24 protein-coding genes and 3 tRNA genes are annotated in these 23,880 nt (G+C 72.7%); 17 read left to right on the top strand and 10 right to left on the bottom strand.

The window, feature by feature from the left end:
- Positions 1–16 precede the first annotated feature (16 nt).
- Together DFJ66_RS22805 and DFJ66_RS22800 are read left to right on the top strand one after the other, a co-directional pair.
- Positions 17–105 (top strand) — tRNA-Ser (locus DFJ66_RS22805).
- A gap of 38 nt (positions 106–143) precedes the next feature.
- A tRNA-Arg gene (locus DFJ66_RS22800) sits at positions 144–216 on the top strand.
- Between the two features lie 68 nt (positions 217–284).
- Here DFJ66_RS22800 and DFJ66_RS22795 read toward each other — a convergent pair.
- Positions 285–716, bottom strand: coding sequence for a hypothetical protein (locus tag DFJ66_RS22795; RefSeq protein WP_147459337.1), 432 nt, complete (start codon positions 714–716; stop codon positions 285–287).
- Between the two features lie 63 nt (positions 717–779).
- Between DFJ66_RS22795 and DFJ66_RS22790 the strand changes: the two genes are divergently transcribed.
- Genes DFJ66_RS22790 through DFJ66_RS22780 form a run of 3 tightly spaced genes read left to right on the top strand, consistent with a single transcriptional unit; the run spans position 780 to position 2,397 of the window.
- Positions 780–1,193, top strand: coding sequence for a hypothetical protein (locus tag DFJ66_RS22790; RefSeq protein WP_121231587.1), 414 nt, complete (start codon positions 780–782; stop codon positions 1,191–1,193).
- A gap of 5 nt (positions 1,194–1,198) precedes the next feature.
- The gene (locus DFJ66_RS22785; RefSeq protein WP_121223676.1) at positions 1,199–1,420 is read left to right on the top strand and encodes a helix-turn-helix transcriptional regulator; all 222 of its coding nucleotides are present in this window, start codon (positions 1,199–1,201) and stop codon (positions 1,418–1,420) included.
- Positions 1,420–2,397 (top strand): NAD(P)-dependent alcohol dehydrogenase, encoded by a 978-nt coding sequence (locus DFJ66_RS22780; protein ID WP_121223675.1) that lies wholly within the window; start codon positions 1,420–1,422, stop codon positions 2,395–2,397. Before DFJ66_RS22785 ends, DFJ66_RS22780 begins: the two co-directional genes overlap by 1 nt.
- Here the strand turns inward: DFJ66_RS22780 and DFJ66_RS22775 are convergent.
- Positions 2,363–3,178, bottom strand: a complete 816-nt coding sequence (locus DFJ66_RS22775) for a serine hydrolase domain-containing protein (protein WP_121223674.1) — start codon at positions 3,176–3,178, stop codon at positions 2,363–2,365. The genes DFJ66_RS22780 and DFJ66_RS22775 overlap by 35 nt on opposite strands.
- Before the next feature lie 17 nt (positions 3,179–3,195).
- Between DFJ66_RS22775 and DFJ66_RS22770 the strand changes: the two genes are divergently transcribed.
- Positions 3,196–4,080, top strand: coding sequence for a ribonuclease Z (locus tag DFJ66_RS22770; RefSeq protein WP_121223673.1), 885 nt, complete (start codon positions 3,196–3,198; stop codon positions 4,078–4,080).
- On the opposite strand, the gene DFJ66_RS22765 is transcribed toward DFJ66_RS22770, so the two are convergent.
- Positions 4,077–4,892 (bottom strand): NAD-dependent epimerase/dehydratase family protein, encoded by an 816-nt coding sequence (locus DFJ66_RS22765; RefSeq protein WP_121231585.1) that lies wholly within the window; start codon positions 4,890–4,892, stop codon positions 4,077–4,079. The genes DFJ66_RS22770 and DFJ66_RS22765 overlap by 4 nt on opposite strands.
- A gap of 145 nt (positions 4,893–5,037) precedes the next feature.
- Here DFJ66_RS22765 and DFJ66_RS22760 point away from each other — a divergent pair, with 145 nt between their 5' ends.
- Together DFJ66_RS22760 and DFJ66_RS22755 are read left to right on the top strand one after the other, a co-directional pair.
- Entirely contained in the window at positions 5,038–5,250 is a 213-nt protein-coding gene (locus DFJ66_RS22760) for a hypothetical protein (protein ID WP_147459336.1), read from the top strand.
- A 150-nt stretch (positions 5,251–5,400) separates the two neighbouring features.
- The gene (locus tag DFJ66_RS22755) at positions 5,401–6,828 is read left to right on the top strand and encodes an ATP-grasp domain-containing protein (protein ID WP_121223671.1); all 1,428 of its coding nucleotides are present in this window, start codon (positions 5,401–5,403) and stop codon (positions 6,826–6,828) included.
- A gap of 1,038 nt (positions 6,829–7,866) precedes the next feature.
- On the opposite strand, the gene DFJ66_RS22750 is transcribed toward DFJ66_RS22755, so the two are convergent.
- A complete protein-coding gene (locus tag DFJ66_RS22750) occupies positions 7,867–8,619 on the bottom strand; it encodes a hypothetical protein (RefSeq protein WP_246029860.1) in 753 nt (250 codons plus the stop codon).
- Between the two features lie 203 nt (positions 8,620–8,822).
- Here DFJ66_RS22750 and DFJ66_RS22745 point away from each other — a divergent pair, with 203 nt between their 5' ends.
- The 4 genes from DFJ66_RS22745 to DFJ66_RS22730 all read left to right on the top strand — a co-directional run bounded on the left by DFJ66_RS22745 (position 8,823) and on the right by DFJ66_RS22730 (position 12,727).
- Positions 8,823–10,034: a DNA cytosine methyltransferase gene (locus tag DFJ66_RS22745; RefSeq protein ID WP_121223670.1), complete on the top strand. Its 1,212-nt coding sequence runs from the start codon at positions 8,823–8,825 to the stop codon at positions 10,032–10,034.
- 382 nt (positions 10,035–10,416) lie between these two features.
- On the top strand, positions 10,417–11,631 hold the full coding sequence (locus tag DFJ66_RS22740) for a thioester domain-containing protein (protein WP_121223669.1): 1,215 nt from the start codon (positions 10,417–10,419) through the stop codon (positions 11,629–11,631).
- A gap of 302 nt (positions 11,632–11,933) precedes the next feature.
- On the top strand, positions 11,934–12,107 hold the full coding sequence (locus DFJ66_RS22735; RefSeq protein ID WP_121223668.1) for an antitoxin: 174 nt from the start codon (positions 11,934–11,936) through the stop codon (positions 12,105–12,107).
- The gene (locus tag DFJ66_RS22730) at positions 12,104–12,727 is read left to right on the top strand and encodes a putative glycolipid-binding domain-containing protein (RefSeq protein ID WP_121223667.1); all 624 of its coding nucleotides are present in this window, start codon (positions 12,104–12,106) and stop codon (positions 12,725–12,727) included. Before DFJ66_RS22735 ends, DFJ66_RS22730 begins: the two co-directional genes overlap by 4 nt.
- A 205-nt stretch (positions 12,728–12,932) precedes the next feature.
- Here the strand turns inward: DFJ66_RS22730 and DFJ66_RS22725 are convergent, their stop codons facing one another.
- The 5 genes from DFJ66_RS22725 to DFJ66_RS22705 all read right to left on the bottom strand — a co-directional run bounded on the left by DFJ66_RS22725 (position 12,933) and on the right by DFJ66_RS22705 (position 20,391).
- The gene (locus DFJ66_RS22725; protein ID WP_121223666.1) at positions 12,933–14,114 is read right to left on the bottom strand and encodes a thiolase family protein; all 1,182 of its coding nucleotides are present in this window, start codon (positions 14,112–14,114) and stop codon (positions 12,933–12,935) included.
- A gap of 48 nt (positions 14,115–14,162) precedes the next feature.
- Entirely contained in the window at positions 14,163–15,962 is a 1,800-nt protein-coding gene (locus DFJ66_RS22720) for a fibronectin type III domain-containing protein (RefSeq protein ID WP_121223665.1), read from the bottom strand.
- Between the two features lie 56 nt (positions 15,963–16,018).
- Positions 16,019–17,788, bottom strand: a complete 1,770-nt coding sequence (locus DFJ66_RS42895; RefSeq protein WP_170199587.1) for a fibronectin type III domain-containing protein — start codon at positions 17,786–17,788, stop codon at positions 16,019–16,021.
- 9 nt (positions 17,789–17,797) lie between these two features.
- Positions 17,798–18,754 carry a prephenate dehydrogenase gene (locus tag DFJ66_RS22710; RefSeq protein WP_121223664.1) on the bottom strand — a complete coding sequence of 319 codons (957 nt, stop codon included), beginning with the start codon at positions 18,752–18,754 and terminating at the stop codon, positions 17,798–17,800.
- A gap of 401 nt (positions 18,755–19,155) precedes the next feature.
- On the bottom strand, positions 19,156–20,391 hold the full coding sequence (locus DFJ66_RS22705; RefSeq protein WP_121223663.1) for a M20 metallopeptidase family protein: 1,236 nt from the start codon (positions 20,389–20,391) through the stop codon (positions 19,156–19,158).
- Positions 20,392–20,480: 89 nt separating this feature from the next.
- Between DFJ66_RS22705 and DFJ66_RS22700 the strand changes: the two genes are divergently transcribed.
- From DFJ66_RS22700 to DFJ66_RS22685, 4 genes are all read left to right on the top strand, one after another.
- On the top strand, positions 20,481–20,969 hold the full coding sequence (locus DFJ66_RS22700; RefSeq protein WP_121231581.1) for a tRNA adenosine deaminase-associated protein: 489 nt from the start codon (positions 20,481–20,483) through the stop codon (positions 20,967–20,969).
- The gene (locus DFJ66_RS22695) at positions 20,966–21,415 is read left to right on the top strand and encodes a nucleoside deaminase (RefSeq protein WP_121223662.1); all 450 of its coding nucleotides are present in this window, start codon (positions 20,966–20,968) and stop codon (positions 21,413–21,415) included. Before DFJ66_RS22700 ends, DFJ66_RS22695 begins: the two co-directional genes overlap by 4 nt.
- A 106-nt stretch (positions 21,416–21,521) precedes the next feature.
- A complete protein-coding gene (locus DFJ66_RS22690) occupies positions 21,522–22,082 on the top strand; it encodes an RNA polymerase sigma factor (RefSeq protein ID WP_121223661.1) in 561 nt (186 codons plus the stop codon).
- A 56-nt stretch (positions 22,083–22,138) separates the two neighbouring features.
- A tRNA-Ser gene (locus DFJ66_RS22685) sits at positions 22,139–22,223 on the top strand.
- A 150-nt stretch (positions 22,224–22,373) separates the two neighbouring features.
- On the opposite strand, the gene DFJ66_RS22680 is transcribed toward DFJ66_RS22685, so the two are convergent.
- On the bottom strand, positions 22,374–23,093 hold the full coding sequence (locus DFJ66_RS22680; RefSeq protein ID WP_121223660.1) for a type II toxin-antitoxin system Phd/YefM family antitoxin: 720 nt from the start codon (positions 23,091–23,093) through the stop codon (positions 22,374–22,376).
- Between the two features lie 179 nt (positions 23,094–23,272).
- On the opposite strand from DFJ66_RS22680, the gene DFJ66_RS42215 reads away from it, so the two are divergent.
- Positions 23,273–23,512, top strand: a complete 240-nt coding sequence (locus DFJ66_RS42215) for a hypothetical protein (RefSeq protein ID WP_147459335.1) — start codon at positions 23,273–23,275, stop codon at positions 23,510–23,512.
- Positions 23,513–23,880: the final 368 nt, after the last annotated feature.

Below are 23,880 nucleotides of genomic sequence, written 5' to 3'. Positions count from 1 at the left end.
GTACCGCAGGGCTCCGGGAGGCTTCGCCTAGTCTGGTCTATGGCGCCGCACTGCTAATGCGGTTTGGGTTCACCCCCATCCCGGGTTCAAATCCCGGAGCCTCCGCAACACCCGACCCGGTCGGGTGACAACTGAAGAATGATGCGCTCGTAGCTCAACGGATAGAGCATCTGACTACGGATCAGAAGGTTGCAGGTTCGAATCCTGCCGAGCGCGCAAGAGAAGTTCGAATCAGGCCCGTTCCGATTGCCGGAACGGGCCTGATTCGTCGTGGGGCTCGGGCGTCACCCTCCACAGACGCGCGTGACCGGCCGTGCGTCGAGGTGAACGTCCAGAACCGTCCACCCCGCCGACAGGAGCAGCACGCAGGCTCCCAGTGCGAGGACGGTGGTGAGCCCGATCGCGACCGGGCCGGGCCGGCGCCGCCACATCGCCCGAGCGGCCGGGAACAGCGCCAGGCAGGCCAACGCCGATGCGGCCAAGCCCGCCCACGCGTAGGTGAAGGAACTCGGCGGTGGTGGGAGTGTGCCGTCGCACTGGTGTGCCGTGTTCTGGTGGAAAGAGGCGACAACGGCGAGCGCTCGTGCGCTGAGCCAGGTCCCCGCTGCAGCCGCGATGGCGACCACCGCCAACCACAGCAGAACGGATGAGGTCCTGACCGCGGGTGTGTCGCTGCCCAATGCACGACCTCCGGTGGTGTCAAAGATGCTTGACATGGTGTCGAGGTTGCTTGACACTAGCCCATGTCAAGTTTGCTTTACACCACCAAGGGGGACGGTGTGTCGTACGAAGAACGCGGAACCTGGGTCTACCTCGTCGTCAGCCTCGGCACCTGGGTCGTCTACGCGATCACCCTGCTGCGCCGCAGCACCGGCGACCTCGCCGCCGTCGACTACCGGAGTGCCCTGCTCTGGGCAGTCGGCGTGGCCATAGTCGTCTCGATAGTCGGCCGGATCGTGGTCGAGATCGTGGCCCGGGGTGACCAGAAGCGGGACGTGCGGGATCGGGAGATCAACCGGGTCGGGGAGTACGTCGGCGGGGTTGTGCTCGGGGTGGCGATGGTCGGGCCGTTCGGGCTCGTGTTGGCCGAGGCGCGGCACTTCTGGATCGCCAACGCCATGTACGCGACCTTCGTGCTCGCCGCCGTGGTCGGCAGCGCGGTCAAGCTCGTCGCCTACCGGCGGGGGTTCTGAGGGCCGTGGGCAAGCCGACGAAAGTCACCAACTCGATCCGCGCCCTGCGGTTCGCGCACGGCGAGATGACGCAGGCAGAGCTGGCGAAGGCCGTCGACGTCACCCGCCAGACCATCATCGCCATCGAGCAGGGCAAGTACTCGCCCACGCTGGAGATGGCGTTCCAGATCGCGCGCGTGTTCGGCGTGCCGCTGACCGACGTGTTCCAGTACCCGGAGGACGAGTGATGAAAGCCCTGGTGCACCAACGCTACGGCCCCGCCGCGGACGTCCTGGCGATCCACGAGGTCGAGCGGCCCGAACCGGGTGACGGCGAGGTGCTGGTGCGGGTCGCGGCCGTGCCGGTGACCGGGACCGACTGGCACCTCGTGCGCGGCTGGCCGTACGTGGCGCGGCCGGTGTTGGGGCTGCGAAGACCGCGCAACCGGGTGTGGGGCCTCGAACTCGCGGGGACGGTCACTGCGGTCGGCCCCGGTGTCACGTCGTTCCAGCCCGGTGACGACGTGTTCGGTTGGCACAGCGGCACGTTCGCCGAGTACGCCGCGGTGCCCGAGAACCAGCTCGCACCCCAACCCGCCAACCTGACCCACGTCCAAGCCGCCGCCGGCCCGATCGCCGCGTTCACCGCGTTGCAGGCACTCCGGAACGCGCCCGGGCGGCGCGTGTTGATCTCCGGCGCGTCCGGTGGCGTCGGCACCTACGCGGTGCAGATCGCCAAGGCGATGGGCAAGGAGGTGACCGCCATCTGCGGCCCCGCCAAGGCCGACCTCGTGCGCGGGCTCGGGGCCGACCGGGTCCTCGACCACACGAAGGGCGAGTTCGGCGGCGGCGCGCGGTACGACGCCCTGCTCGACGTCTTCGGCAACCCCTCCCTGCGGGACTGCGCCCGGGTGCTGGTCGACGGCGGCACGCTGGTCCTGGTCGGCGGCAGGGGCGGCCGGTGGCTGATGGGCACCGACAAGTGGCTGCGCGCCGCACTCACCACGCCGTTCCGCAAGCACAAGACCAAGGTCCTCGTGCACCAGGACCGGCACGACGACCTGCTCACCCTCAAGGACCTCGTCGAGGACGGCAAGGTCACCCCGGTCGTCGGCCGGACCTACACCCTCGACCAGGCCCCCCAGGCCATCGAGGACGTGCGCCGGGGCGACGTGCGCGGTCAGGCCGTGATCAGCCTCGAAGTTCCGCCAGCACCCCGTCGGTGAACGGCGTCCACGCCTGGACCGCCCACTCGCCGAACCGCCGGTCCGTCAGCGCCACGCACGCCGCGCCCGCGTCCGGGTCGATCCACAGGAACGTGCCGCTCTGCCCGAAGTGCCCGGCCGTGCGCGGCGAGCTGGTCGTCCCCGTCCAGTGCGGCGACTTGTCCGACCGGATCTCGAAACCCAGGCCCCAGGCGTTGTCCTTCTGCATCCCGTACCCGGGCAGCACGCCGCGCAGCCCCGGGAACACCACCGACACGGCCTCGGCGACCAGCCCGGCGGACACCAGCTTCGGCGCCTGCACCTCGGCGGCGAACCGGACCAGGTCGTCCACGGTGGACGTGGCGCCGGCGGCGGGGGAGGAGTCCAAAGTGGACGACGCCATGCCCAGCGGGGCGAACACGGCTTCGGCGAGGTAGCCCGCGAACGGGATCTCCGTGGCCGCCGCCACGGTGTCCGCCAGCAGCTCGAACCCGGTGTTCGAGTAGATCCGCTTGGTCCCCGGCGCGGCCTGCACCGCGTCGGAGTCGAACGCCAGCCCGGACGTGTGCGTGATCAGGTGCCGCAGCGTCGACCCCTCCGGCCCGGCCGGCTGGTCCCACTCCACCGCGCCCTCCTCCACGGCCACCAGCACGGCGTACGCCGTGAGCAGCTTGGTCACCGAGGCCAGGGGGAAGCGGTGGTCGGTCGGGCCGGTCGCGCCGAGGACCCGCCCGGAGGCGTCGACGACGGCCGCCGCCGCGGTCTCGACCGGCCACCGGGACACCACGTGCAGACTCTCCATGCCGCAAACTCTGCCACGTGTCACCCCGTGAGCTGGTCGTGCTCGGCACCGCGAGCCAGGTACCCACCCGCACCCGCGCCCACAACGGCTACCTGCTGCGGTGGGACGACGAGGGCTTCCTGTTCGACCCCGGCGAGGGCTCCCAGCGCCAGATGCTGCTCGCCGGCGTGGCATCGCGCGACGTCACCCGGCTGTGCGTCACCCACTTCCACGGCGACCACTGCCTCGGCGTGCCCGGCGTGGTGCAGCGCCTGTCCCTGGACCGCGCGCCGCACCCCGTCCACGCCTACTACCCGGCGTCCGGCGAGGAGTACTTCGGGCGGCTTCGGCACGCGAGCTCGTTCTACGACACCCTCGACCTCCGCGAGGTGCCGGTGGACGGCCCGGGAGTGGTCGCCGAGGGGCCGTTCGGCGTGCTGGAGGCCCGGCGGCTGGACCACGTGATCGAGACCTACGGGTACCGGCTGGTCGAGCCGGACGGCCGGCGGATGGTGCCCGAGCTGCTGGCCGCCCGCGGCATCAGCGGCCCGGCGGTGCGCGAGCTGACCCCGCCGCTGCTGGACGAGGTCAGCGTGCCGCGGCCGGGGCAGCGGTTCGCGTTCGTCATGGACACGCGGCTGTGCGACGGCGTCTACGAACTCGCGGACCGGGCGGACCTGCTGGTGATCGAGTCGACGTTCCTCCACGCGGACGAGCGGCTCGCGGTCGAGTACGGCCACCTCACCGCGCGGCAGGCGGCGCGGGTGGCCGCCGAGTGCGGGGTGCGCAAGCTGGTGCTGACGCACTTCTCGCAGCGCTACACCGACCCCGAGCTGTTCCGGGCGGAGGCGGCGGAGGTCTACGACGGCGAGCTGGTGGTGGCCGCCGACCTCGACCGGGTGCGCGTGCCCAAGCGGCGCTAGCGCTCGCTCGCCCACTGGTCGGCGACGATCTCCTCCAGCGACGACTCGCGGGGTGCCCAGCCGAGGGAGCGCAGTTTGGTGGTGTCGGCGCGCAGCTCGCGGGTCTCGCCGGGGTGGGCGGGGCGCCGGACGACCGGGACCGGCCGGCCGGTGACGCGTTCGGCCGTGTCGATCACCTCGGCCACGCTCGCCGGGGTGGCGCCGACGTTGTAGGCCTCGCAGCGGCCCGGCTCGGCGGTCTCCAGGGCCAGGACGAACGCGCGGGCCGCGTCGCGGACGTGGACGAAGTCGCGCACCGCCGTGCCGTCCCCGTAGACCTCCAGCGCCGGCAGCCGGCCCGACGCCGCCCCGCACGCCCGGGTGATCAACCGCGTGTCGTCGCGGTCGCCGCCGCCCGCGAGGTTGAACAGCCGCAGGACGGTGCCGGCGCGGGCGGACCACCGGACGGCGTCCTCGGCGGCGGCTTTCGTGGCGGCGTAGGGGTTCGTGGGCACGCGCGGGTGGTCCTCGGTCAGCACCGGGCCGATCGGGGTGCCGTACACGCCCGTCGTGGATGCCAGGACGAACCTCGGCGCGCCCGCGCGCAGCAGGCGGAGGGTGCCGTTGACGTTCACGTCGTAATAGTCGAGCGGGTTGTCGAACGATTCCCTGATCCGCACGAGTGCGGCCAGGTGCACGATCCCGTCGCACGGAGGGACCTCGGCGGTGCGGACGTCCCCGGCGAACGGCACCACCTCGTGACCTGCGGCGACGAGGTGTTCGACCACGCGACGACCGAGGTAGCCGCGGCTCCCGGTGACCAGAACGCGCATGGCGCCCATCCCAGCACGATCGCCCGGACGGATTCCCACAGGCCCGCAACCACCCGGACGGGTGGCGGCGAAGTGGTGGAAATTGACCCTAAAGGTGTTGCGGGTGTCGGCCGATACAACCCAAGTGAGTTACCCGCACCCAGCCATGCACACGAGCATCGAGGGCGTTCTCGCGGAGCACGCCGTGCACGAGGCCAAGCGGCAGCGCTTCCTGGAGACCGCCGCGGCGATCGTCGCCGCCGCACCACCGTCGTTGGACGACACGCTGCTCGGGCTCCTCCTCCAGGTGCCCCAGGCCAACCACCGGAAGGCCTTCCTCAACCAGGTTGACCAGGTACTTCGCACCGCCGCTCGATGATCTCGCGCGGCGCGATCCACCGCCATCGGCAAGTTTCATCCGGTCGTTGCCGGACCGTGCTAGGCCGATCCACTCGCGGACCTCTACAGTGCGTGACACCCGGCGCTCGCCGGTTGTCTCGTCTGCTTCTCATAAAGCGAGTTCTCGGCGATGGATCATGTCCTTTCCGCGCTCCACGCGCGCCTCGGCACGTTGTTCGGCGACCGGCTGGTCGTGCTCGCGGGCGGTACTCGGCTGAGTACGCGCGCCGGTGAGCTCCATCAGCTGGGCGCCCGCCACACGCTCGTGCTCTCGACGGACGACCACGCGCCGCTGCACGACTCCGAGGTCGCCCGCTGGGTGCCGCTGGGCATCGCGGGCGGGTTCGTCGCCGTCGAGCAGAACCGGCTGACCAAGCTGCTCACCTCGCCCAACCGCCGCGTCCGCGAGGTCCTGGAGGACTTCGACCCGACCGGCGACGCGCTGGTGATCAGCACCCCCTACGTGCACACGCCCGAGTTCGCGGGCCGGCCCGTGCTCAACGCGCGCCGCCCCGAATGGGTGGACCTGGAGAACAAGACCACGATCGACGCGCTGTGGGACGAGCTGTCCGCGCCGCGCGCCCCGGCCGTGGTGCTGGACCTGGACTTCGAGGGCCTGTGGGAGGCCACGCTCAAGCTCGACCGCGGCGCCGGCGTCGTCTGGTCGGGTGACGGCCCGGCCATCAACGGCGGCGCGAACTTCGTCCGCCGCGTCCGCAACCGCGAGGAGGCGCTCGACGCGTTCGAGGTCCTGGCCCCGAAGTGCGAGTTCGTGCGCGTGATGCCGTTCCTGGAGGGCATCCCGGTCAGCGTCCACGGCATCGTGTTCCCCGACGGGACGGCGGTCCTGCGACCGATCGAGATGGTCGTACCGCGCCGCGCGGGCCAGGCCCGGTTCCTGTACGCGGGCTGCGCGTCGTACTACGACCCGCCCACCCGCATCCGCGAGGAGATGCGCAACCTGGCCCGCCGCGTCGGCGAACGCCTGCGCGAAACCGTCGACTACCGCGGCACCTTCACCCTCGACGGCATCGCCACCGCGGACGGCTTCCTGCCCACCGAGATCAACACCCGGTACGGCGGCGCGATGGTGTGCTTCGAGGACGCCCTGCCGCAACTGCCGCTGGCGCTGGTGCAGGTGGCGCTCGTGGCCGGGCACGACCTGGGCGTGTCGTCCATCGAGTTCGAGGAACTGCTGGTCGGTGCGGCCGACGCGTTCCGGCACGGTTCGGTGGGCGCGAACGTGCGCGCCCTCAACCCGACCGAGACGGTGGAACGCCCGATCGTGTTCACCGAGTGGTCGTGCCGCTTCGCCCACCCGGACGAAACCCCGCACGGCTACCTGCGGCTGCGCCCGTCACCACTGGGCGCGCGCCTGGAACTGGACTTCGTCGCCGACCAGCTAACCCTCGGCCGACCGGTGGTGGCACTGACCGTGGCCGCCTTCGCCTTGGCCGACCAGGAGTGGGGCACCGCCCTTGGCCCGCTGGAGCCCGCTGTGCCGGTCGAGGACGAGGTCTTGGCCCCCGTGGTGGAACTGGGCGCAGTGACGGCCTAACCCCCACCTCCACCCCCGGTCCCACTCCCCACACCGCCCACCGCCACATCCCCACCCGCCACACCACCAGTGGGCAGCCGCCCACCCACATCACCACCCACCACACCGCGCCGCCCACCGCACCGCTAATGGGCAGCCGCCCACCCGCCACACCGCTGCCCGCCACACTGCTGCCCGCCACACCGCCGGCGGGCGGCTGCGCGGGCGTATCGCCGCCGGGCGGCAGGCGGGCGGCAGGCGAGCGGCTGCGCGGGCGTATCGCCGCCGGGCGGCTGCCGGGTGCGTCGCGCCGGACGACTGCCGGACGCCGCCCGCCGGTGCACTGGCGACCACAACAAGCGGGCAACCGCCCACCTGCGGTGTGCAAGCGGGCGACCGCCCACCTGCGGTGTGCAAGCGGGCGACCGCCCACCTGCGGTGTGCAAGCGGGCGACCGCCCACCTGCGGTGTGCAAGCGGGCGACCGCCCACCTGCGGTGTGCAAGCGGGCGACCGCCCACTCGCGCCGCAGTAAGGGCGACTGCCCGCCTGCGGTGTGGCAAGCGGGCGACTGCCCCACGTGGGGGATGCAAGTGGGCAATCGCCCATTAGCGCCGCAGCAGGCAGGCAACCGCCCACTTGTGCCGCGGTAAGCGGGCGACTGCCCATGTGTGGTGCGGTAAGTGCGTGACCGCCCCCGTGTGGTGTGGCAAGCGGGCGGTCGCCCACTCGCATCGCGGTAAGCGGGCGACTGTCCACGTGTGTGCCGCGAGTGGGCGACCGCCCACTTGCGCGGTGCGGCGAGTGGGCGACTGCCCACCTCTGGTGCGGTAAGTGGGCGACTGCCCGCGGCGGTGCGGCGGTGCGCCGGGCGGGTGCCGGTCGGCGGTGCGGCGGGGGATGTGGCGCGCGTTGCCGAGCAGGTGGCCGGTGGGTGGGCGGTTGCCCGTTTGTGGCGCGAGTGGGCGGTTGCCCGGTTGTTGTGGTGTGGGTGCGCGGGTTGTCCGGTTGTTGGGGTGGGAGTGGGCGGTTGCCCGTTTGGTGGGCGGGGGAGGGGTGGTCAGCCGTAGGCTGCGCGGAATGCGTAGCGGAAGCCCATCAGTTGCGCTGTTACGACCGGTGGCTGGTGGGCTGGGTACGCGCCGGCCTCGTAGCGGGCCAGTTCCTCTGGGTCGCCCTGCGCAATGGCGTACGCCCATGTGTCGTCCGTGCCCTCGTCCAGCAACAGGTGCAGCGCCACGCACGCCGCTTCCACCAAAAGCTGCGGGTGGGTGCCCGCGAACGCGATGCCCTGCGCCACGTCCACCACGTGCTTCGGCACCACCTCGGGCACCGCGATCGCCAGGGCCAGCGCACACGCCACCTCCGCGCCCGCCAACGCGTCGAACACTTTCGGCGCGCCCTTGGCGACGGCATAACGCGTCTGGGTGATCCAGTCCGGCGGGAGCCGGGGCAGCTCGCGGCGCAACGGGTTCCAGTGCCGGCGGGTGCGTTTGCCGTCGTCGGTGAACCCCGCGCCCGCCAGCGCCATCGCGGCCAGCAGGAACACCACCCGGTCGCGGGCCGCGCCGGGCACCTTGTAGTTCGCGGCCAGCTCCACCAGGAACGGCACCGCGTGGAAGCTCGCCTCCGACACCGTGTCCTCGTCCAACAGCCGCGACTCCACCCGCGTCAACGCGTCCAGGTCACCTTCGGCGGTCGCACGCAACAGGTGATCGACCCCCTCCCCGTGGTCCAAAGCGGACCAAGGCACCTTCTCCAAGCCGCGCAACGGGTCTGGTCGTTGCCAGGCGGGTGGCAGCGCTGTGTCCAATTGCCGCTCCTTCGTCGCGGCGGCTCGGGCCGCCGGGCGGGTCGGTGCATCGCGGGCGTTCCGGCCAGAATCGAAAAACATGATCCACCCGAACGCGCCGCGACACACCGACGCGGCCTCGCCCGGCAAGCTACGTGATCCACCCGGCCGGCACCCGGCAACCGCGCACGGGGGGATTTGGTGTCGCGCCGTAGGATCGCCGGGTGCGCGGACCCAGCTACAAGGTCGTCGACCTGTTCTCCGGCGCGGGCGGGATGAGCCTCGGGTTCCAAGCGCACCGCGACTTCACCGTGGTCGGCGCGGCGGACGCGCAGATCGGCAAGCCCTCGTCGCGGCTGGGCTCGTTGCGCTGCAACGGGACCTACCGCGAGAACATCGGCGTGGACCCCCTCCAGGTCGACCTGGGCCGGCTCGACCCGGCCGTGCTGCGGCAGGTCTGGAACCTGCGCCGGGGCGAGCTGGACGTGCTGGTCGCCTGCCCGCCGTGCTCCGGCTTCACGCGCATCTCGCCCGCCAACCACCTGCGCGACGACCCGCGCAACTCGCTCGTCGGCCGCGTGGCGGCGTACGTGGCGGAGTTCCGGCCGCGGATCATGCTGCTGGAGAACGCCCGCGAGCTGGTCAAGGGCAAGCAGCGGCACCACCTCGACGGCCTGGTCGACCAGCTCGTGGACCTCGGGTACGAAGTGGACGCGAGCTGCCACATGCTGTCCCGCTTCGGGCTGCCACAGCTGCGGGAGCGCGCGATGGTCGTCGCCGTGGACACCGGCGTGCCGCTGCGCACCATGGAGGACCTCTGGTCGGGCTGGGAGGTCCGGCCCGGCGCGGTGACCGTGCGGCGGGCGATCGGCAAGCTCCCACCGGTCGCGGCGGGCGTCGCCGACCCCGAGGACCCGATGCACGTCTCGCCGTCGTTCCGCAGCGAGAAGTCACTCGAACGCATGATGGCGATCCCGGCGGACGGCGGTTCGTGGGGCGACCTGGTCGGGTCGCCCGCCGAAGAGCTGCTGAACCCGGCGCAGCGCAAGATCATCGACGACGGCAAGTGGGGATCCCACCCCGACGTCTACGGGCGCATGTGGTGGGACGAGCCGGCGCGGACCATCAAGCGCGAGTGCGGGCACGTGGGCAACGGCCGGTACGCGCACCCCGTGCAGCACCGGCTGTGCACGGTCCGGGAAATGGCGCTGTTGCAGGGGTTCCCGCGCAAGTTCCGGTTCGACGTGTCCATCATCGGCAACGCTTACCGCCACTTGGGGGATGCCGTTCCACCGTTGGTGTCATACCAGCTGGCGGCCCTGTGCAAGTGGATCCTCAGTGGACAACCGCCCACCGCGAAGGACCTGTGCCTGCCCGGGACTTCCTTGCGGGTGGGGGACATCCGGCCGATCGGCGCGGCGGAACTGGTCGCCTAGATCACCGTTCGGCAACGGAGTGGCGTCGGTTTGACCCGGCGCCCCTGTGGACAACTGGTCCACACCAGTGCTGACCAGCGGCGATCCGTTCCGCGTGGACTGTCCGAAAACGGTTCGCCCGCAGCCGAAACGGCGGTCCGCTCGCGACCGGACCTGCGGATCGATCGTCCACTCTGGACCGTTGACCCGCGTTTTGGCTGCTCGTGAGCAGTTCTACACAGAGTGTCACCCTCACCTGTTCGTGGGTAACTCGATCGGATAGTGTTCCGCCGATTCCTGTCGATTCGGTGTCGGAGCCCCCTGCCAGGCGGTCCCCCGAAGACGACTCGAAGCCCGCCGCCTTGAACCACAAACGGGCTACTCGCGAGCCTCAAGGAGACACATGGCACCCCGGTTGACCCTGAAGCGCGTAGGGGCTGCGGTCCTTGGCGCCTCTCTGTTCGCTCTGACCGCCGCGCTCCCCGCCGCCGCCGATGCGGTCGAGGTGAAGCCGTTCCCCGGTGCCGACGAGCCGGGCATGGGCGTCCACCTGAAGAAGGACGGCAAGGACTACCAGAACGGCAAGCCGGTCAACGCCGAGCTGATCGGTCTCAAGATCACCGAGGGCGGCGAGAAGGACACGGCGACCGCGTACTGCGTCGAGCTGCCGACCCGCCTCGAGGACAACACTCCGCTGGAGGAGGTCCCCTGGGGTGAGCACCCCAACCCGGAGACCAAGTTCAAGGAGAACGCGGCCAAGGTCAACTGGATCCTGCACCACAGCTACCCGAAGCTGGACGTGGCGACCGCGGCCAAGGAACTGGGTGCCGAGGGTGCCAAGCGCAGCTCGGTGATCGCCGCGACGCAGGCCGCGATCTGGCACTTCACCGACGGCGTCGACCTGAACGCCGCGGACGCGACGGCCGAGGACCCGACCGTCGACGCCCACGTGCTGGCGATGTACAAGAAGCTCACCGAGAACAACCCCGGCCTCGACCAGGAGCCGAACCCGACGCTGAAGATCGACCCGAAGGAGCTGGAGGGCAAGGCCGGTTCGCTGATCGGCCCGTTCGTCATCAGCACCACGGCGACCACCGGCACCATCGAGGCGAACCTGCCGACCGGCGTCACGTTCACCGACAAGGACGGCAAGGAGCTCGACGTCGCCGCCAAGGGTGACCTCTCCGCCGCGTCCCAGGTCAACATCGCCGAGGTCTACGTCAAGGTCGACGAGGGCGTCGCGCCGGGCGAGGTCGAGTTCACCGTCCGCGCCACCGCGGAGCTCCAGCACGGCCGCCTGTTCGTCGCCAAGGACCGCAACCAGAAGACCCAGTCGCTGGTCATCGCGAAGCCGACCCCGGCGTCGGTGAAGGACACCGCGAAGGTCAAGTGGAACGAGAACGTCGTGCCGACCTCGCCGTCGGAGACCACGACGACGACCACCACCACGACCACGGCCCCGACGACCACCACCACCCCGGCCCCCGTCGCCGGTGGCGGTGAGGACGACCTGGCCTCGACCGGTGCGTCCATCTTCGTGCCGCTGCTGATCGGCCTCGGCCTGCTCGGTGCCGGTGCCGCCGCGCTGATCATCGTGCGCCGCAAGAAGGCCGCCTGATAGGCGACAGCTCGACCGAACGGCCCCCTCGGGATCTTCCGAGGGGGCCGTTCGCTTGTGGTTCCCCTCGGCGTCAGCGGTTCGGGCCGGCCGCGTAGGTGTGCGCCGGGACTACGGGAATCAGCAACGGCCGTGCCAACAGGCTCAACAGCCCTGCAATCTGGCGGAAACCTCCTGGTCGGGGCCACGCGGGGTGGCCGACCAGGCAGCGGCGAGCCGTCGTCGCACGCCGGCGGTAGCGTTTGGCGCTGGGGACGCGGGGGCGATTCGGGTAGCCTGCGTCAGGAGTGCGAAGGAGCACGATGAACTTCGACGAGATCAAGAACAAGGCGTCCGAGCTGCTCGAGGAGAACCACGAGAAGGTCGACCAGGGCATCGACGCCGCGGCCGACTTCATCGCGGGCAAGTTCGGTCACGAGGAGCAGGTCAAGCAGGTGGCCGAGAAGGCCAAGGACATCCTTCCGGGTGGAGAGTGAACTCGTTCAACACGGCTGAGCGGGTCACCCAGCCCGGCGAGACCCGCTCGCCTTCCGCGCAGATCGTGACCTGGCAGGGCTACGACGTGCCCAGGCTCGAACAGGTCCGCTTCCTGCTGTCGGAGCGCAAGCTGCGGGCGTCCGGCCGGATCGTGACGGCCGGGCCGCGCGAGCAGTTCAGCGGCTCGTTCGAGGTGAGCGTCGGCGAGACCGGCAACGTCACCCGGCTGCTGCTGCGCACCGCCACCGTGTCCGAGGAGCGCCAGATCTCGGTGTCCCGGTCGTCGGAGGGCGCGTGGCTGGTCGACTACGGCCAGGGCGCCGAGCGGGCCGACTTCGACGGGGCGGTGGACGTGGACGTGCAGTCCGCGGTGCTGTTCAACGCCATCCCGGTGCGTCGGCTGAACCTGCACCTGGAGCCCGGCGAGCACGAGCTGCCCGTGGTGTACGTGACGCTGCCCGACCTGTCGGTGAAGCTGGTGCGCCAGAAGTACCGCACCGTGTCCGTGGGCGACGAGCACTCGGTGGTGTCGTTCGAGAGCGGCGACTTCCACCAGGACATCACCGTCGACCGCACCGGCCTGGTCGTCGACTACCCGGGCATCGCCTACCGCATCTGAGCCCGACCGGGGCCGCTCGCGACTCGGCCGGCAGAACCCGTCAGGCGCGATCCGTCCGGCGCAACACCGGCGCGACCCGCCCTACGCGAACCGCCGGCCCACCTCGCCCGGCCCACCCCGCCCGGCACAGCTCACCCGGCGGAACCTGCTCGGCGTGGACCGCTCGGCACAACCCGCCTGGCGGCGGACGATCGGGCGGGGACCGTCAGGCGCGGACGGCGATTGCCATGCCCTGGCCCACGCCTACGCAGGCTGCTGCCACGCCGGTGCCGCCGCCGCGGGCTCGGAGGTGGCGGCACAGGTCTACGACCACGCGGGGGAGGGAAGCGCCCAACGGGTGGCCGTAGGCGATGGCGCCGCCGTGCACGTTGACCTTTTCGCGCGCCACCTCCGGCAGGTGGTGCAGGACGGACAACGCCATGGCCGCGAACGCCTCGTTGATCTCCCACAGGTCCACGTCCTCGGCCTCGATCCGCAGCCGGGCCAGCAGCTTCCGGATCGCGGTCACCGGGGTCAGGGTGAACCGTTGGGGCTCGTCGGCGGTCACCGCGCTGCCCAGGAACTCCGCGAGTGGTGACAGGCCCAGGTCGGCCGCGACCTCCTCGGTGCCCATCAGCACCGCCACCGCGCCGTCGCTCAGCGGCGACGAGTTGCCCGCCGTCACGGGGCCGCCCTCGGAGAACGCCGACGTGAGCTTCCCCAGCTTCTCCAGCGACGTCTCCGGCCGCACCGACTCGTCCCGCCGCACCGCCGACCCGTCCCGCAGCTGCACGGCGAACGCGAACCCGTCGTGCACGCCCGCGTCCCACGCCGCCGACGCCCGCCGGTGGGACCGCAGCGCGTACGTGTCCATCTGCTCCCGCGTGATGCCCAGCGCCACGGCCACGTCCTCGGCCGCCCGCCCCAGCGGCACGGTCCACTCCGCTCGCATCCGCGGGTTCACCAGCCGCCAGCCCAGGGCCGTGGACACCGGCTCCAGCCGGTCGGCGAACGGCTTGTCCGGCCGCGGCACCACGAACGGCGCCCGGGTCATGCCCTCCACACCGCCCGCGACCAGCAGGTCCGCGTCACCCAGGGCCAGGGCCCGCGCCGCCTGCACGATCGCCTCGCCGCCCGACGCGCACAGCCGGTTCACCGCCACCCCCGGCACGGTCGGCGGCAGCCCGGCCAGCAGCGCCGCCATCCGGCCGATGTTCCGGTTCTCCTCGCCCGCCCCGTTCGTGTTGCCGTACAGCACGTCGTCCACGCGGGCCGGGTCGAGCTGGTGGCGGCGCAGCAGCTCGGTGATCGGCAGGGCGGCCAGGTCGTCCACCCGCACGCCGGACAGCCCGCCGCGGTAGCGGCCGAACGGAGTACGCGCGGCGTCGAGGATCAGCGGGCGCTGCATGGCCCCATCTTGACACCCGGTCAGGGGGTCCGGCAGGGCGCGCACACCTCACGCGGTGATCAGGAACGGCACGAAAGCCGAGGTCGGACGCGTGTCGGAGGACGTGCTGAACAACCGGACCTCGATCAGGTGCGGCCCCGGCGACAGCGCCCCGGTGTCCAGGGCCAGCCGGTACCGCCCGGCCACCCCCGGCCCGTGGAGGTTCGTCGGCACGGCCGCCACCCGGTCGTCGTCCAGCCGCACGGTGAACCCGGCCAGCCCCGCCAGGCCCGTGCCGCGCTGCTCCGGCCGTCCCACCAGGGTCAGGTCGAACACCACCCGCCCCCGGTGCACCGTCGCGCCCTCCGGCACCGGCTTCCCGCTCGCGTCGAGGATCGCCCCGTCCGCCCGCGCCAGGTCGAGCTCCACCTCGGGCAGCGGCGCGGACTGCGTGGCGGAAGGTCGGGACGCGTCCGGCCCGGGGGTCAGCTCCAGGTCCACGTGGCTGACCTGCACCCGCAGCGGCGTGACGACGTTCGCCTTCAGCCGACCCTCGTCGAGCAGCAGCGCGCTCGGCGGCAGGTCCGCCACCACCGGGTACCCGACACCCGCCTTCCAGGGCGCGCCCGCCACGGCCGGCCGCAGCGGCACCCGCGTGTCGCCCACTGCCAGCGTGAACTCCGGCGCGACGGGCGAGCCGTCGGTGTGCACCAGGGTCAGTCGCAACTGCCCGCCGGCCACCCCGGGCAACGGGGACCCGGTCAGCGGCCCGGCGTCCGCCACCACGCCGACCTGCACCGGCGGGCTCGGGAGCGACGGCGGCGCGCTGGTCGGAGCGCCGTCGAACGCCACCAGCCCCACGTGCACCCGCTGCCCGGTCGGCCCGGACACCGACAGCAGCGCGGTCGCCTCCCGCCACCGCGGGACCGCCGGACTGGTCGCCACCAGCTCGCCGTCCAGCAGCACCCGCGCGCCGTCGCGGCGCAGCACCAGCTCCCACCGGTGGGTCAGGGCGTGCTGGAGCGGGGACACCTCCCGCACGGACGTGGTCGGCGTGCCCTCGGGCGTGACCACCGCCGCCGTCGTCTTCCCGTTGCCGGACGTCACGCTCAGCCGGATCGCGTCCGGCGGCAGGCCGTCGCCCATGAGCGTGCTGACCGGCCCCGGCACCAGGTCCAGGAACAGCTCGCCGTCCGCGCCCGGCGCGTCGGTCTCCACCACGAACCGGCCCAGGTCGTCGGCGTCCCGCAGCACGAACGGGGCCCGCGACCGCAGGGACGTCGGCGCCGCCGCGCAGCTGCTGCTGATCACCAGCCGGCCGTCGTCGGACCCCGCGCGGGCGCACGTGCCCCGCGTCGCGAGCCGCCACCGCGCCGGGTCGGGCGCGGTGGGCTGGTCGAAGGTGTCGGCGAGGGCGTAGTCGCCGAGCTCGGCCGCCTTGGGGGTGCCGGTGACCCGCGCCGGCTCCGACCGCTGCCCGAACGCGTCCACCGCCCGGATGTCGACGGTGTACTCCGCCCCGTCCTCCAGCCCGGTCAGCTCCGTCGCGGGCTGGGCGACGAGCCTGCTCTGGTCGGGGTTGCCGCCCCGACCCCAGCGGACCTCGTAGCCCGGCGCGTCCCCCGTCCACACCACTTGGAGCCGCCGCGAGCCCGGCAGGACCCGCGGGCCGCCCGGCGACTCGGGCCGGGCGCCCGGCGTCGGCACCAGGACGCCCTGGGCGGCGAACGGCGTGAGGGACGTCGGCGGCGGCTGGGACGTCGAGGTCGCGGTTCCGGGCTCCTCCACGCCGTTGGTCCGCAGCACCGCCACCACCCCGCCGAACAGCACCACACCAGCGGCGATGACGGCGATCCGGCGACGGTTCATGCGGTCAAGCTATGTCCCGCCGTGATCGCGGTCACGAGACGTTGCGCACCCGATATCTACAGCGGTCGGATCTCGAACGGGCGCTCCGCCGACCGGGTCCGCCCCCGCTCGTCCACCGGGAGTACCCGGACCTCCACCCGGTGGCTGCCGGTCGGTACCCGGTCGAGGTCCAGCAGGAACTCGTGCCGCCCGCCCGCCGAGCCGTTCGTGGGCAGGACCACCACCCCTTGCCCGTCCAGGTCCACCTCGACGCCCTTGACCGCCGCCACCTCGTCCGCGGCCCCGTCCAGCTCGACCACCACCCGCGCCTTGCCGCCCCGCGGGAACGCGCCGTCCGGTCCGCTCTCGTGGACCACGGTCACCACCGGCTCCGGCACTTCCGCCGCCTCGGCGGCCCGGTCGGTCATCCGGGGCAGCGGCCGGCGGGCGGTGGCCTGCCCGTCGGAGACCACCAGGTGGGCGTCGAGCACGAAGAACGGCTCCGGCGCCCGCAGCCGGACCGCGATCTCCTTGCCGGGCGGGGGCACCGGGAAGTCGGCGTACACGAACTCGGCGACCATCGGCCCCGCGCCGGCGGGCGGAACGGCGACGGCGGGCGCGGACCGGTCCCCGAACTCGACCGTGATCGGCAGGCCGGCCATGCTCCCGCCCTGCCGCGCCACCCGCGCGGCCACCCGGACGCCGTTCGCACCCTCCACCCGGTGCGGCGCCACGGTGCCGATCGGCACGTCCCGGTCCTCGGCGAGCAGCGTCGTGCCCAGCGGCACCAGCGACACCGGCACCGGGCTCTCCGGCGCGCCACCCACCCCGAACGTGTCCACCCGCGTGCCGCGCGCGTCCCGGAACGCCAGCCGCGGGTGCGCGGCCGGCCACGGCACCGCCACCGGCGCGGTCGCCAGCGCCTGCCCGTCCCGCAGCGCCACCACCGCGTCCGGCAGGACCCGCAGCTCCCACCGGTGCCGGACGCCCGGCGTGGGCGGCGGGGCGGTGCCGATGACCGGGACGACCTTCGTGGTCGGGACCAGTCCCTCGCCGAAGTCGAACGTCGCACCGTGCCGCGCCAGGGTCAGCACCACCGACCCCGGTGGGTACGGCTTGGTCAGGTGCCCCAGGTCCTGGAACGGCTCGGGCACCAGCGCCACCAGCACCCGACCGTCCGCCGCGGTCGGCCCGTCGGTGGTGACGACGACCCGCCCCACCGCGCCGTCCGGTCCGGGCACACCCAGCCGCAGCGGCACGTTCGACTGCAGGTCGAGGGTGTCGCAGGTGACCTCCAGCCGGCGACCGTTGAGCGGGCGCAACCCCAGGCAGTCGCCGCCGCCCCCGTCGACGACCCGCCAGCGGCGCGGGCTCAGCGCCTCCGGGCCGTCGAGGTGGTCGATCGGCTGCACCAGCGGGTCGGACCACGCCGGGTCGTGCGCCAGGCGCGGCACGGCCTTGGCGACCGCGGGCTCCGAACGGTCGCCGAGCGGCCCGACCGCCCGCACCTCGACGGTCACCTCGGCGTTCGCGTCGAGGTCGGTCAGCTCGGTCTCGGTGGCGAGCACCAGCCGGGTGCGGCCGTTCCAGCGCACCTCGAACCCGCCGTGGGCCAGGCCGTCGGTCGGCGTCCACGTGGCGCGCAGGCTGGTCCGGTCCAGCGCGGTGAGGGTGAGGTCGGCGGGCCGGCGCAGCGGTTGCGTGTCGGCGACGTGCTCCACCCGCTCGTCCAGGAACCGGCCCCACTCCCGCGCCGGCGGTGGCGCGGACTCGTTGCGCAGCACGACCACCGCACCCGCCACGAGCACGAGCCCGCCGACCCAGACGAGGACTTTGCGCCGCTCCACCCGTCGAGCCTAGGAGGTGCGCGCGAGGGCGGTGCTGCCGTTCAGCCCAACGATCCGTCCGCCACGAGAACCCAACGCCCGCAACGCCTCCAGCGCTTGCGGCGAGGTCAGGTCGACGGTCAGGTCGGTGAGCTCGGCGGCCTGCTGGTCCACCAGCGCCCGCCGCGCCGCGTGCCCGGCCTCGATCGTCTTGGCCAGCCCACCGGTGGACGCCAGCGACCCGCGCGCCGCGCCCAGCCGCCCCAGGGCGTCGTCCACGGCGTCCAGCAACGCCGACCGGTTGCCCTCGCACATCGCCCGCACCAGCTCGGGCCTGCTGCCCGCCACCCGCGTGCCCTCCCCGAACGACCCCGCCGCCAGCGCGAGCGCCAGCGGCCCGCCGTCCGCGCCGACACTGGCCAGGACCGCCGCCAGGACGTGCGGCAGGTGGGAGATGCGAGCGACGGCGGCGTCGTGCTCACCGGCCGTCGTCGGCACCACGTGCGCCCCGGTGGCCAACGCCAGCTCCAGCACGTCGGACAGCACGTCGAGGTCGGTGCCGTCCTCGGCGGTGACCACCCACGCGGCACCCCGGAACAGCTCCGCGGTCCCGGCCTGCCACCCGGAGGCCGAGGTGCCCGCCATCGGGTGCCCGCCGACGTACCGCGCCCCCGGCGCCACCCGCGCGACCAGCTCCGCCACCGGCCCCTTGACGCTCACGACATCGGTCAGCCGCACGCCGTCCGGCACCACCCGCAGCACGTCCTCCACCGCCGGCAACGGCACCGCCACCACGACCAACGCGTCCCGCTCCCGCGCCCGCCGCACCGCCTCGGCGGTGTCCACGACGTCGAAGCCGTCCGCACGCGCGGCGTCGGCGTCGGCCGCCGAGGCCGTGGCACCCCACACCACCCGCCCGGCAGCGGCAGCGGCCCGCAGCACCGAGCCACCGATCAACCCCAGTCCGACCACGCACACGTCACGCACGCCGGACATCCTGCCGGCGCCCCCCGACATCTCCCGCAACTCTGCGGTGCCGCCGGTGCCGCCAGTGCCGGGCCAGCCGGTGGTGCACGTGGTGAGGGTGGCGCGTGGTGGGGGTGGCGCGTGGTGGGGGTGGCGCGCGGTGGGGTGGCGCGCGGTGGGGTGGCGCGCGGCGGGGTCGCGCGCGAGAGCCGTGCGGTGGGTCGGCGAGAGCCGTGCGGTGGGTCGGCGCGGGGCGCGCGGTGGGTCGGCGCGCGGTGGATCGGTGCGCGGTGGGTCAGGGCGCGGTGGGGTTGGGCGCTGGGGCCGAGTTGAGCGGGCGCGGGGAGGTTGGCGTGCCGGGGCGGCCGGTGGGTCGGTGCGCTGAGTGGGGTGCGGGCGGTGGTGGCCCGCACCCCGGCGGGTCAGCGCAGGGCGTCGAGGGCGAAGGCGGTGTAGACGACCACGCCGTGTTCCATCGCGGCCTCGTCGAACAGGACGCGGTTGGAGTGGTTGGGTTCGGCTTGGGCCAGGTCCACGCCTCGGGGGCAGGCGCCGAGGAAGGAGATCGCGCCCGGCACGCGTTGCAGGACGTAGGAGAAGTCCTCGGCGCCCATCAGCGGGTCCTCCATCGGGGCCGCCCAGCGCGAGCCCAGGGCCGCCGCGGTCACCTCGCCGACGCGGGGGCCGACCTCGTTGTCGTTCACCGTCACGGGGTAGCCGGGCACGATCTCCACCTTGGCCGTGCAGCCGTGCGCGGCGGCGACGTGGGCGCAGACCTTCGGCAGTTCCCGCAGCACGAACGCCCTGGTCTCCTCGGAGAGGGTGCGGACGGTGCCCTCGACCAGCGCAGTCTCCGGGATGATGTTGGTGGTCGTGCCCGCCTTGATGTGGCCGACCGTGACCACCGCGGGCTGGTGCACGCTCACCCGCCGCGCCACCAGCGTCTGCAGCGCGCCGACCAGGGCGGCGGCGGCCGGGATCGGGTCGAGGGCGTCGTGCGGCATGCCGCCGTGGCCGCCGCGGCCGGTGAAGGTCACGTGGAAGGTGTCGGCGGACGCCATCGTCGGGCCGGGCCGGGACACCACGACCCCGGACTGCAGCGTCGAGGTGATGTGCAGCGCGAACGCGCGCTCCACCGGCGGGCCCGCCGCGTCGAGCACGCCCTCGTCGAGCATGTGCCGGGCACCGTGGTGCCCCTCCTCGCCGGGCTGGAACATGAAGACGACCTGCCCGGACAGCGCCTCCCGCCGGGAGCTGAGCAGCCGCGCCGCCGACGCGAGCATCGCCACGTGGGTGTCGTGCCCGCACGCGTGCATCGAACCGTCCACTTCGGACGCGTAGGGCAGCCCGGTGTCCTCCTGGAGCGGCAGCGCGTCCATGTCGCCCCGCAGCAGCACGGACGGTCCGCGCTGGGCACCCCGCAGCACCGCGACCACGGACGACGTCGACTTGCCGGTCGTGATCTCCAGCGGCAACCCGGACAGCGCGTGCAGGATCGCCGCCTGCGTCGCGGGCAGGTCGAGGCCCTGTTCCGGGTGCCGGTGCACCTGCCTGCGCAGCGCCACCGTCCTGGGTTGGAGCGCGCGTGCGGCCTCCGAGAGCCCGGTGAACCGCGGCTCGGAGGTGGTCGTCTGTGCGTTCGGCAGAGTTGTGCTCATCCCTCGATAGTGGCATCGGATGAGCCCCGATGCCCGGAGCCGAGGCCCCCGTGCTACCGGGTGCGGTCCGGTGGCCCTACGGTGTGCACATGGCACACCAGGAGCCGGTCAACGGCTTCGCTGTCGCAGTGGTCCGGGAAGACGGCCGCTGGAGGTGCAGCAGGATGGACAGCTCCGCGCTGTCCGAGCTCGACGCGGCCATCACCGAACTGCGGCAGCTCCGCTCCACCGGTGCCGTCTTCGGACTGCTCGCCGTGGACGACGAGTTCTTCATCGTCCTGCGCCCGGTGCCGGGAGGGGTCGCGCTGCTGCTCTCCGACGCCGCCGCGGCGCTCGACTACGACATCGCCGCCGACGTGCTGGACCTCCTGCGGGTCGACCCTCCCGACGAGGAGGACGACGAGCTGTGGCCCGAGGGCGACCTGGCGATCCTCGCCGACCTCGGGATGCCGCAGCACGAGCTCCAGGTGATCGTGGACGAGGTCGACCTGTACCCGGACGAGCAGCTGCAGATGATCGCCCAGCGGTGCGGGTTCGGCGAGGAGTTCACCAAGCTGCTGGACACCATCCAGGCGTGAGCGACGAAGACCTGGTCCGGTCCGCCCTGGAGGTCGCCCGGCTGGCCCCCGCGACCGGCGACGTGCCGATCGGCGCGGTCGTGTACGGCCCGGACGGCGTGGAGCTGGCGCGGGCCTGCAACGCCCGCGAAGCCCTCGGCGACCCCACGGCCCACGCGGAGGTGCTGGCGCTGCGGGCGGCGGCGGCCGTGTTCGGCGACGGGTGGCGGCTCAACGGCTGCACCCTGGCGGTCACCGTGGAGCCCTGCACGATGTGCGCCGGCGCCCTGGTGCTGGCGCGGGTGGCCCGGGTGGTGTTCGGGGCCTGGGAGCCGCGGACCGGCGCGGTCGGCTCGCTGTGGGACGTGGTCCGCGACCGCCGGCTCAACCACCGGCCCGAGGTGGTGGGCGGTCTGCTGGCGGACGAGTGCGCCGCGCTGATGGAGTCGTTCTTCGCCGACATGTGACCACCGTCACAGCGGTCGGGCGCTCGGGTGCTCGGGGCGGGAAATAGCCCGTGCGGGGGAAGCCGTTGATCGGCGCGGTCGGGTGGGCGCTGCGACGATCGGGTGTGTGTCGGTCGACAGCGTGGACGCCGTGTTGGTGGGTGGGGTCGCCCGGGGTGACCTCGGTGCGTTCGAGGTGCTGGTCCGCCGGTACCGGGGCCGGGTGTTGGGGTTCGCCGTGCGCGTGCTGGGCGACCGGGCCGAGGCCGAGGACGTGGTGCAGGAGGTGTTCGCCACGGCCTGGCGGCGGCTGGACTCGCTCGCCGAGCCGGCCGCGGTGCGGACCTGGTTGTTCCGGGTGGCCTACCGGGAGTGCCTCGGCGTGCTCCGGCGGCGGCGCACCGATCCGGTCGGGGAGCTGCCCGACTTCGGGGTGACGCCGATCGGGGTGGGGCAGGTGCCGCGGGACCCCTCGGCCGTGGCGGAGGTGGTGGCGGCCGTGGCGGCGCTGCGGCTGGCGTTGCGCCGGTTGCCCGAGCCGCAGCGGGTGGCCTGGCTGCTGGCCGAGGTGGACGGGCTCTCCTACGCCCAGATCGCGCTGGTGGTGGGTGCCAGCGAGGAGTCGGTGCGGGGGCGGCTGGCCCGCGCCCGCGTGCGGCTCGCGGAGGTCATGAAGGTGTGGCGCTGACCGGTTCGCCGACCCCCTGTGACGAGCCGCCCCGGCCGTCTTGTATTGTTCTCGGCGGTGGCGTGTCCGAGCGGCCGAAGGAGCACGCCTCGAAAGCGTGTGAGGTGCAAGCCTCCGTGGGTTCAAATCCCACCGCCACCGCAAACGGGAGCCCCCGTCGCCGATCACGGCGACGGGGGCTCTCGGCATTGGGCCGAGTCGCCCGAAGCCGTTGACGCCCGCCGATGGGGCTGAGGGCCCATCCGAAGGGGCTCGGGCGACCGATCCGCACGGCCGGGGTGCTGCGACCGGCTAGCCCACCTCGAACGGTGTCCCGGCGTAGTTGGTCCGGCAATACTCCTCGATGGTGTACATCAACTCCTCTGCAGCTCCGTCGCCGCACACGGCGTTGATGAGCCGGCACAGCTCCCAGAGCGCCATGATCCACGCGTAGCATTCTCCGATGGAGACTTCCACCGGTATCGACAGACGGTGTTCTGCTGCGGAACCCCGCACTTGAGCGGCCCAGATGCTGCCCGCCACCAAAGGCATCGCTTCGAGTGCCGCGGTGCGGACATCCGGGCGCTTGTACAGAATGCGGACCAGGAAGTCGGCCACGTACTTCGTTTCCTGGCCACCCTCGTCGAGTTCGACCTCGAGCTCGCCACCGTTGAGGAGCGGGTCCGTGAGCATTACGTCCACGAGCGTCAGGCACGCACCCACCAGCGCTTCGCGCCTCGGCTCCTTGGTGTCGATGGACGGTGCATGGGCCTCGTCCTCGGCCATCAACGATTCGACGAGCTTGATCGCCCCGGCGATGTCACCGGGGATGACCGGACCCCGGGCGCCCCGAACAGCCACGATGCTCTCCGCCACGTCGGGGCTGACGAGAGCGCTGACCCGCCTTCCCCTCCGGGTGACGTGGACGACGTGGCTGCCGGACTCGACGGTGCTCAGCAGGGCGGGCAAACGCATGCGCGCCTCGCGCATGCCGATCTCCGATTCGTTCAGCGGTTCCTCGAAGCGGAACATGGGCGAAAGCTAGCACCAGCTGTGCCGGTGCAGCGGACTGGATGTGTACACATCGTCGGTTGGTGGAGTTCCGGCCGATATGCACACTGAACTCGGGTTCATTGCCGACGGGTCGGAACGAAATCCTTCGGGTGTCCGCGTTCGAGATTCAGCACACCGGGGGGAAGGAGGATGATCGCATGGGTGGGAAAGGGTCGGGTCCGCAAAAAGCGGGCGGCGAGGAGTCGCAATGCCCGGCGGACACCGGAGGTGGGCGGGACTCCCGTTCCGCATTGGCCCGTGCCGTCGAGGACTGGGGTTCGACCATCCGCCTGATCGTCTTGGCGGCGGTCGGGGTCCTCCTGGTGGGGAGCGCGATCTGGCTGCTCGGGCTCGACATCAGTGTCGGACCGGTGCGGATCGGTCGGTCCGGGGCGTGACGGGTGCGGTCGTCGACTGATCCTCGGTGCAGCGAGGTGGCGCCTGGTGCGCGGGGCGCTCGGCCGTCGGGGCACGGCCGCGCCCGGGAGCGCTACGGTACGAGCCGCGGCCCGACCGCCGCGGAACGGGCCCGTCGTCATTCGCGCTCTGGTCTTGTCAAGGTGCGACCTTCGGGGGCACCGCGCCGCCTCGTCAGGCGGGCGGCGCCCCGTCGTGTGCGTCGTGCCCCGCCGGCGCTGGGAGGGCCACCGGCTTCGGCACGTGACCGAGCTTACCCCACATTCGAACACACGTTCGAGTGAAGTAGGCCGATTCGCCCTGTGGGTGATCACACGGGCACCCATGTGGGCAGCGTGTGCCCGTGCAG

The sequence above is a fragment of the Saccharothrix variisporea genome, from assembly GCF_003634995.1.
Lineage (GTDB): Bacteria > Actinomycetota > Actinomycetes > Mycobacteriales > Pseudonocardiaceae > Actinosynnema > Actinosynnema variisporeum.
This window is presented reverse-complemented; position numbering and strand designations above follow the sequence as displayed.

Bases quoted from the DNA above. Each gene is read 5' to 3' on its own strand.
- DFJ66_RS22795 (WP_147459337.1), bottom strand. From the start codon at position 716: ATGTCAAGCATCTTTGACACCACCGGAGGTCGTGCATTGGGCAGCGAC.
- DFJ66_RS22780 (WP_121223675.1), top strand. From the start codon at position 1,420: ATGAAAGCCCTGGTGCACCAACGCTACGGCCCCGCCGCGGACGTCCTG.
- DFJ66_RS22775 (WP_121223674.1), bottom strand. From the start codon at position 3,178: ATGGAGAGTCTGCACGTGGTGTCCCGGTGGCCGGTCGAGACCGCGGCG.
- DFJ66_RS22765 (WP_121231585.1), bottom strand. From the start codon at position 4,892: ATGCGCGTTCTGGTCACCGGGAGCCGCGGCTACCTCGGTCGTCGCGTG.
- DFJ66_RS22760 (WP_147459336.1), top strand. From the start codon at position 5,038: ATGCACACGAGCATCGAGGGCGTTCTCGCGGAGCACGCCGTGCACGAG.
- DFJ66_RS22755 (WP_121223671.1), top strand. From the start codon at position 5,401: ATGGATCATGTCCTTTCCGCGCTCCACGCGCGCCTCGGCACGTTGTTC.
- DFJ66_RS22740 (WP_121223669.1), top strand. From the start codon at position 10,417: ATGGCACCCCGGTTGACCCTGAAGCGCGTAGGGGCTGCGGTCCTTGGC.
- DFJ66_RS22735 (WP_121223668.1), top strand. From the start codon at position 11,934: ATGAACTTCGACGAGATCAAGAACAAGGCGTCCGAGCTGCTCGAGGAG.
- DFJ66_RS22725 (WP_121223666.1), bottom strand. From the start codon at position 14,114: ATGCAGCGCCCGCTGATCCTCGACGCCGCGCGTACTCCGTTCGGCCGC.
- DFJ66_RS22720 (WP_121223665.1), bottom strand. From the start codon at position 15,962: ATGAACCGTCGCCGGATCGCCGTCATCGCCGCTGGTGTGGTGCTGTTC.
- DFJ66_RS22705 (WP_121223663.1), bottom strand. From the start codon at position 20,391: ATGAGCACAACTCTGCCGAACGCACAGACGACCACCTCCGAGCCGCGG.
- DFJ66_RS22700 (WP_121231581.1), top strand. From the start codon at position 20,481: ATGGCACACCAGGAGCCGGTCAACGGCTTCGCTGTCGCAGTGGTCCGG.
- DFJ66_RS22680 (WP_121223660.1), bottom strand. From the start codon at position 23,093: ATGTTCCGCTTCGAGGAACCGCTGAACGAATCGGAGATCGGCATGCGC.
- DFJ66_RS42215 (WP_147459335.1), top strand. From the start codon at position 23,273: ATGGGTGGGAAAGGGTCGGGTCCGCAAAAAGCGGGCGGCGAGGAGTCG.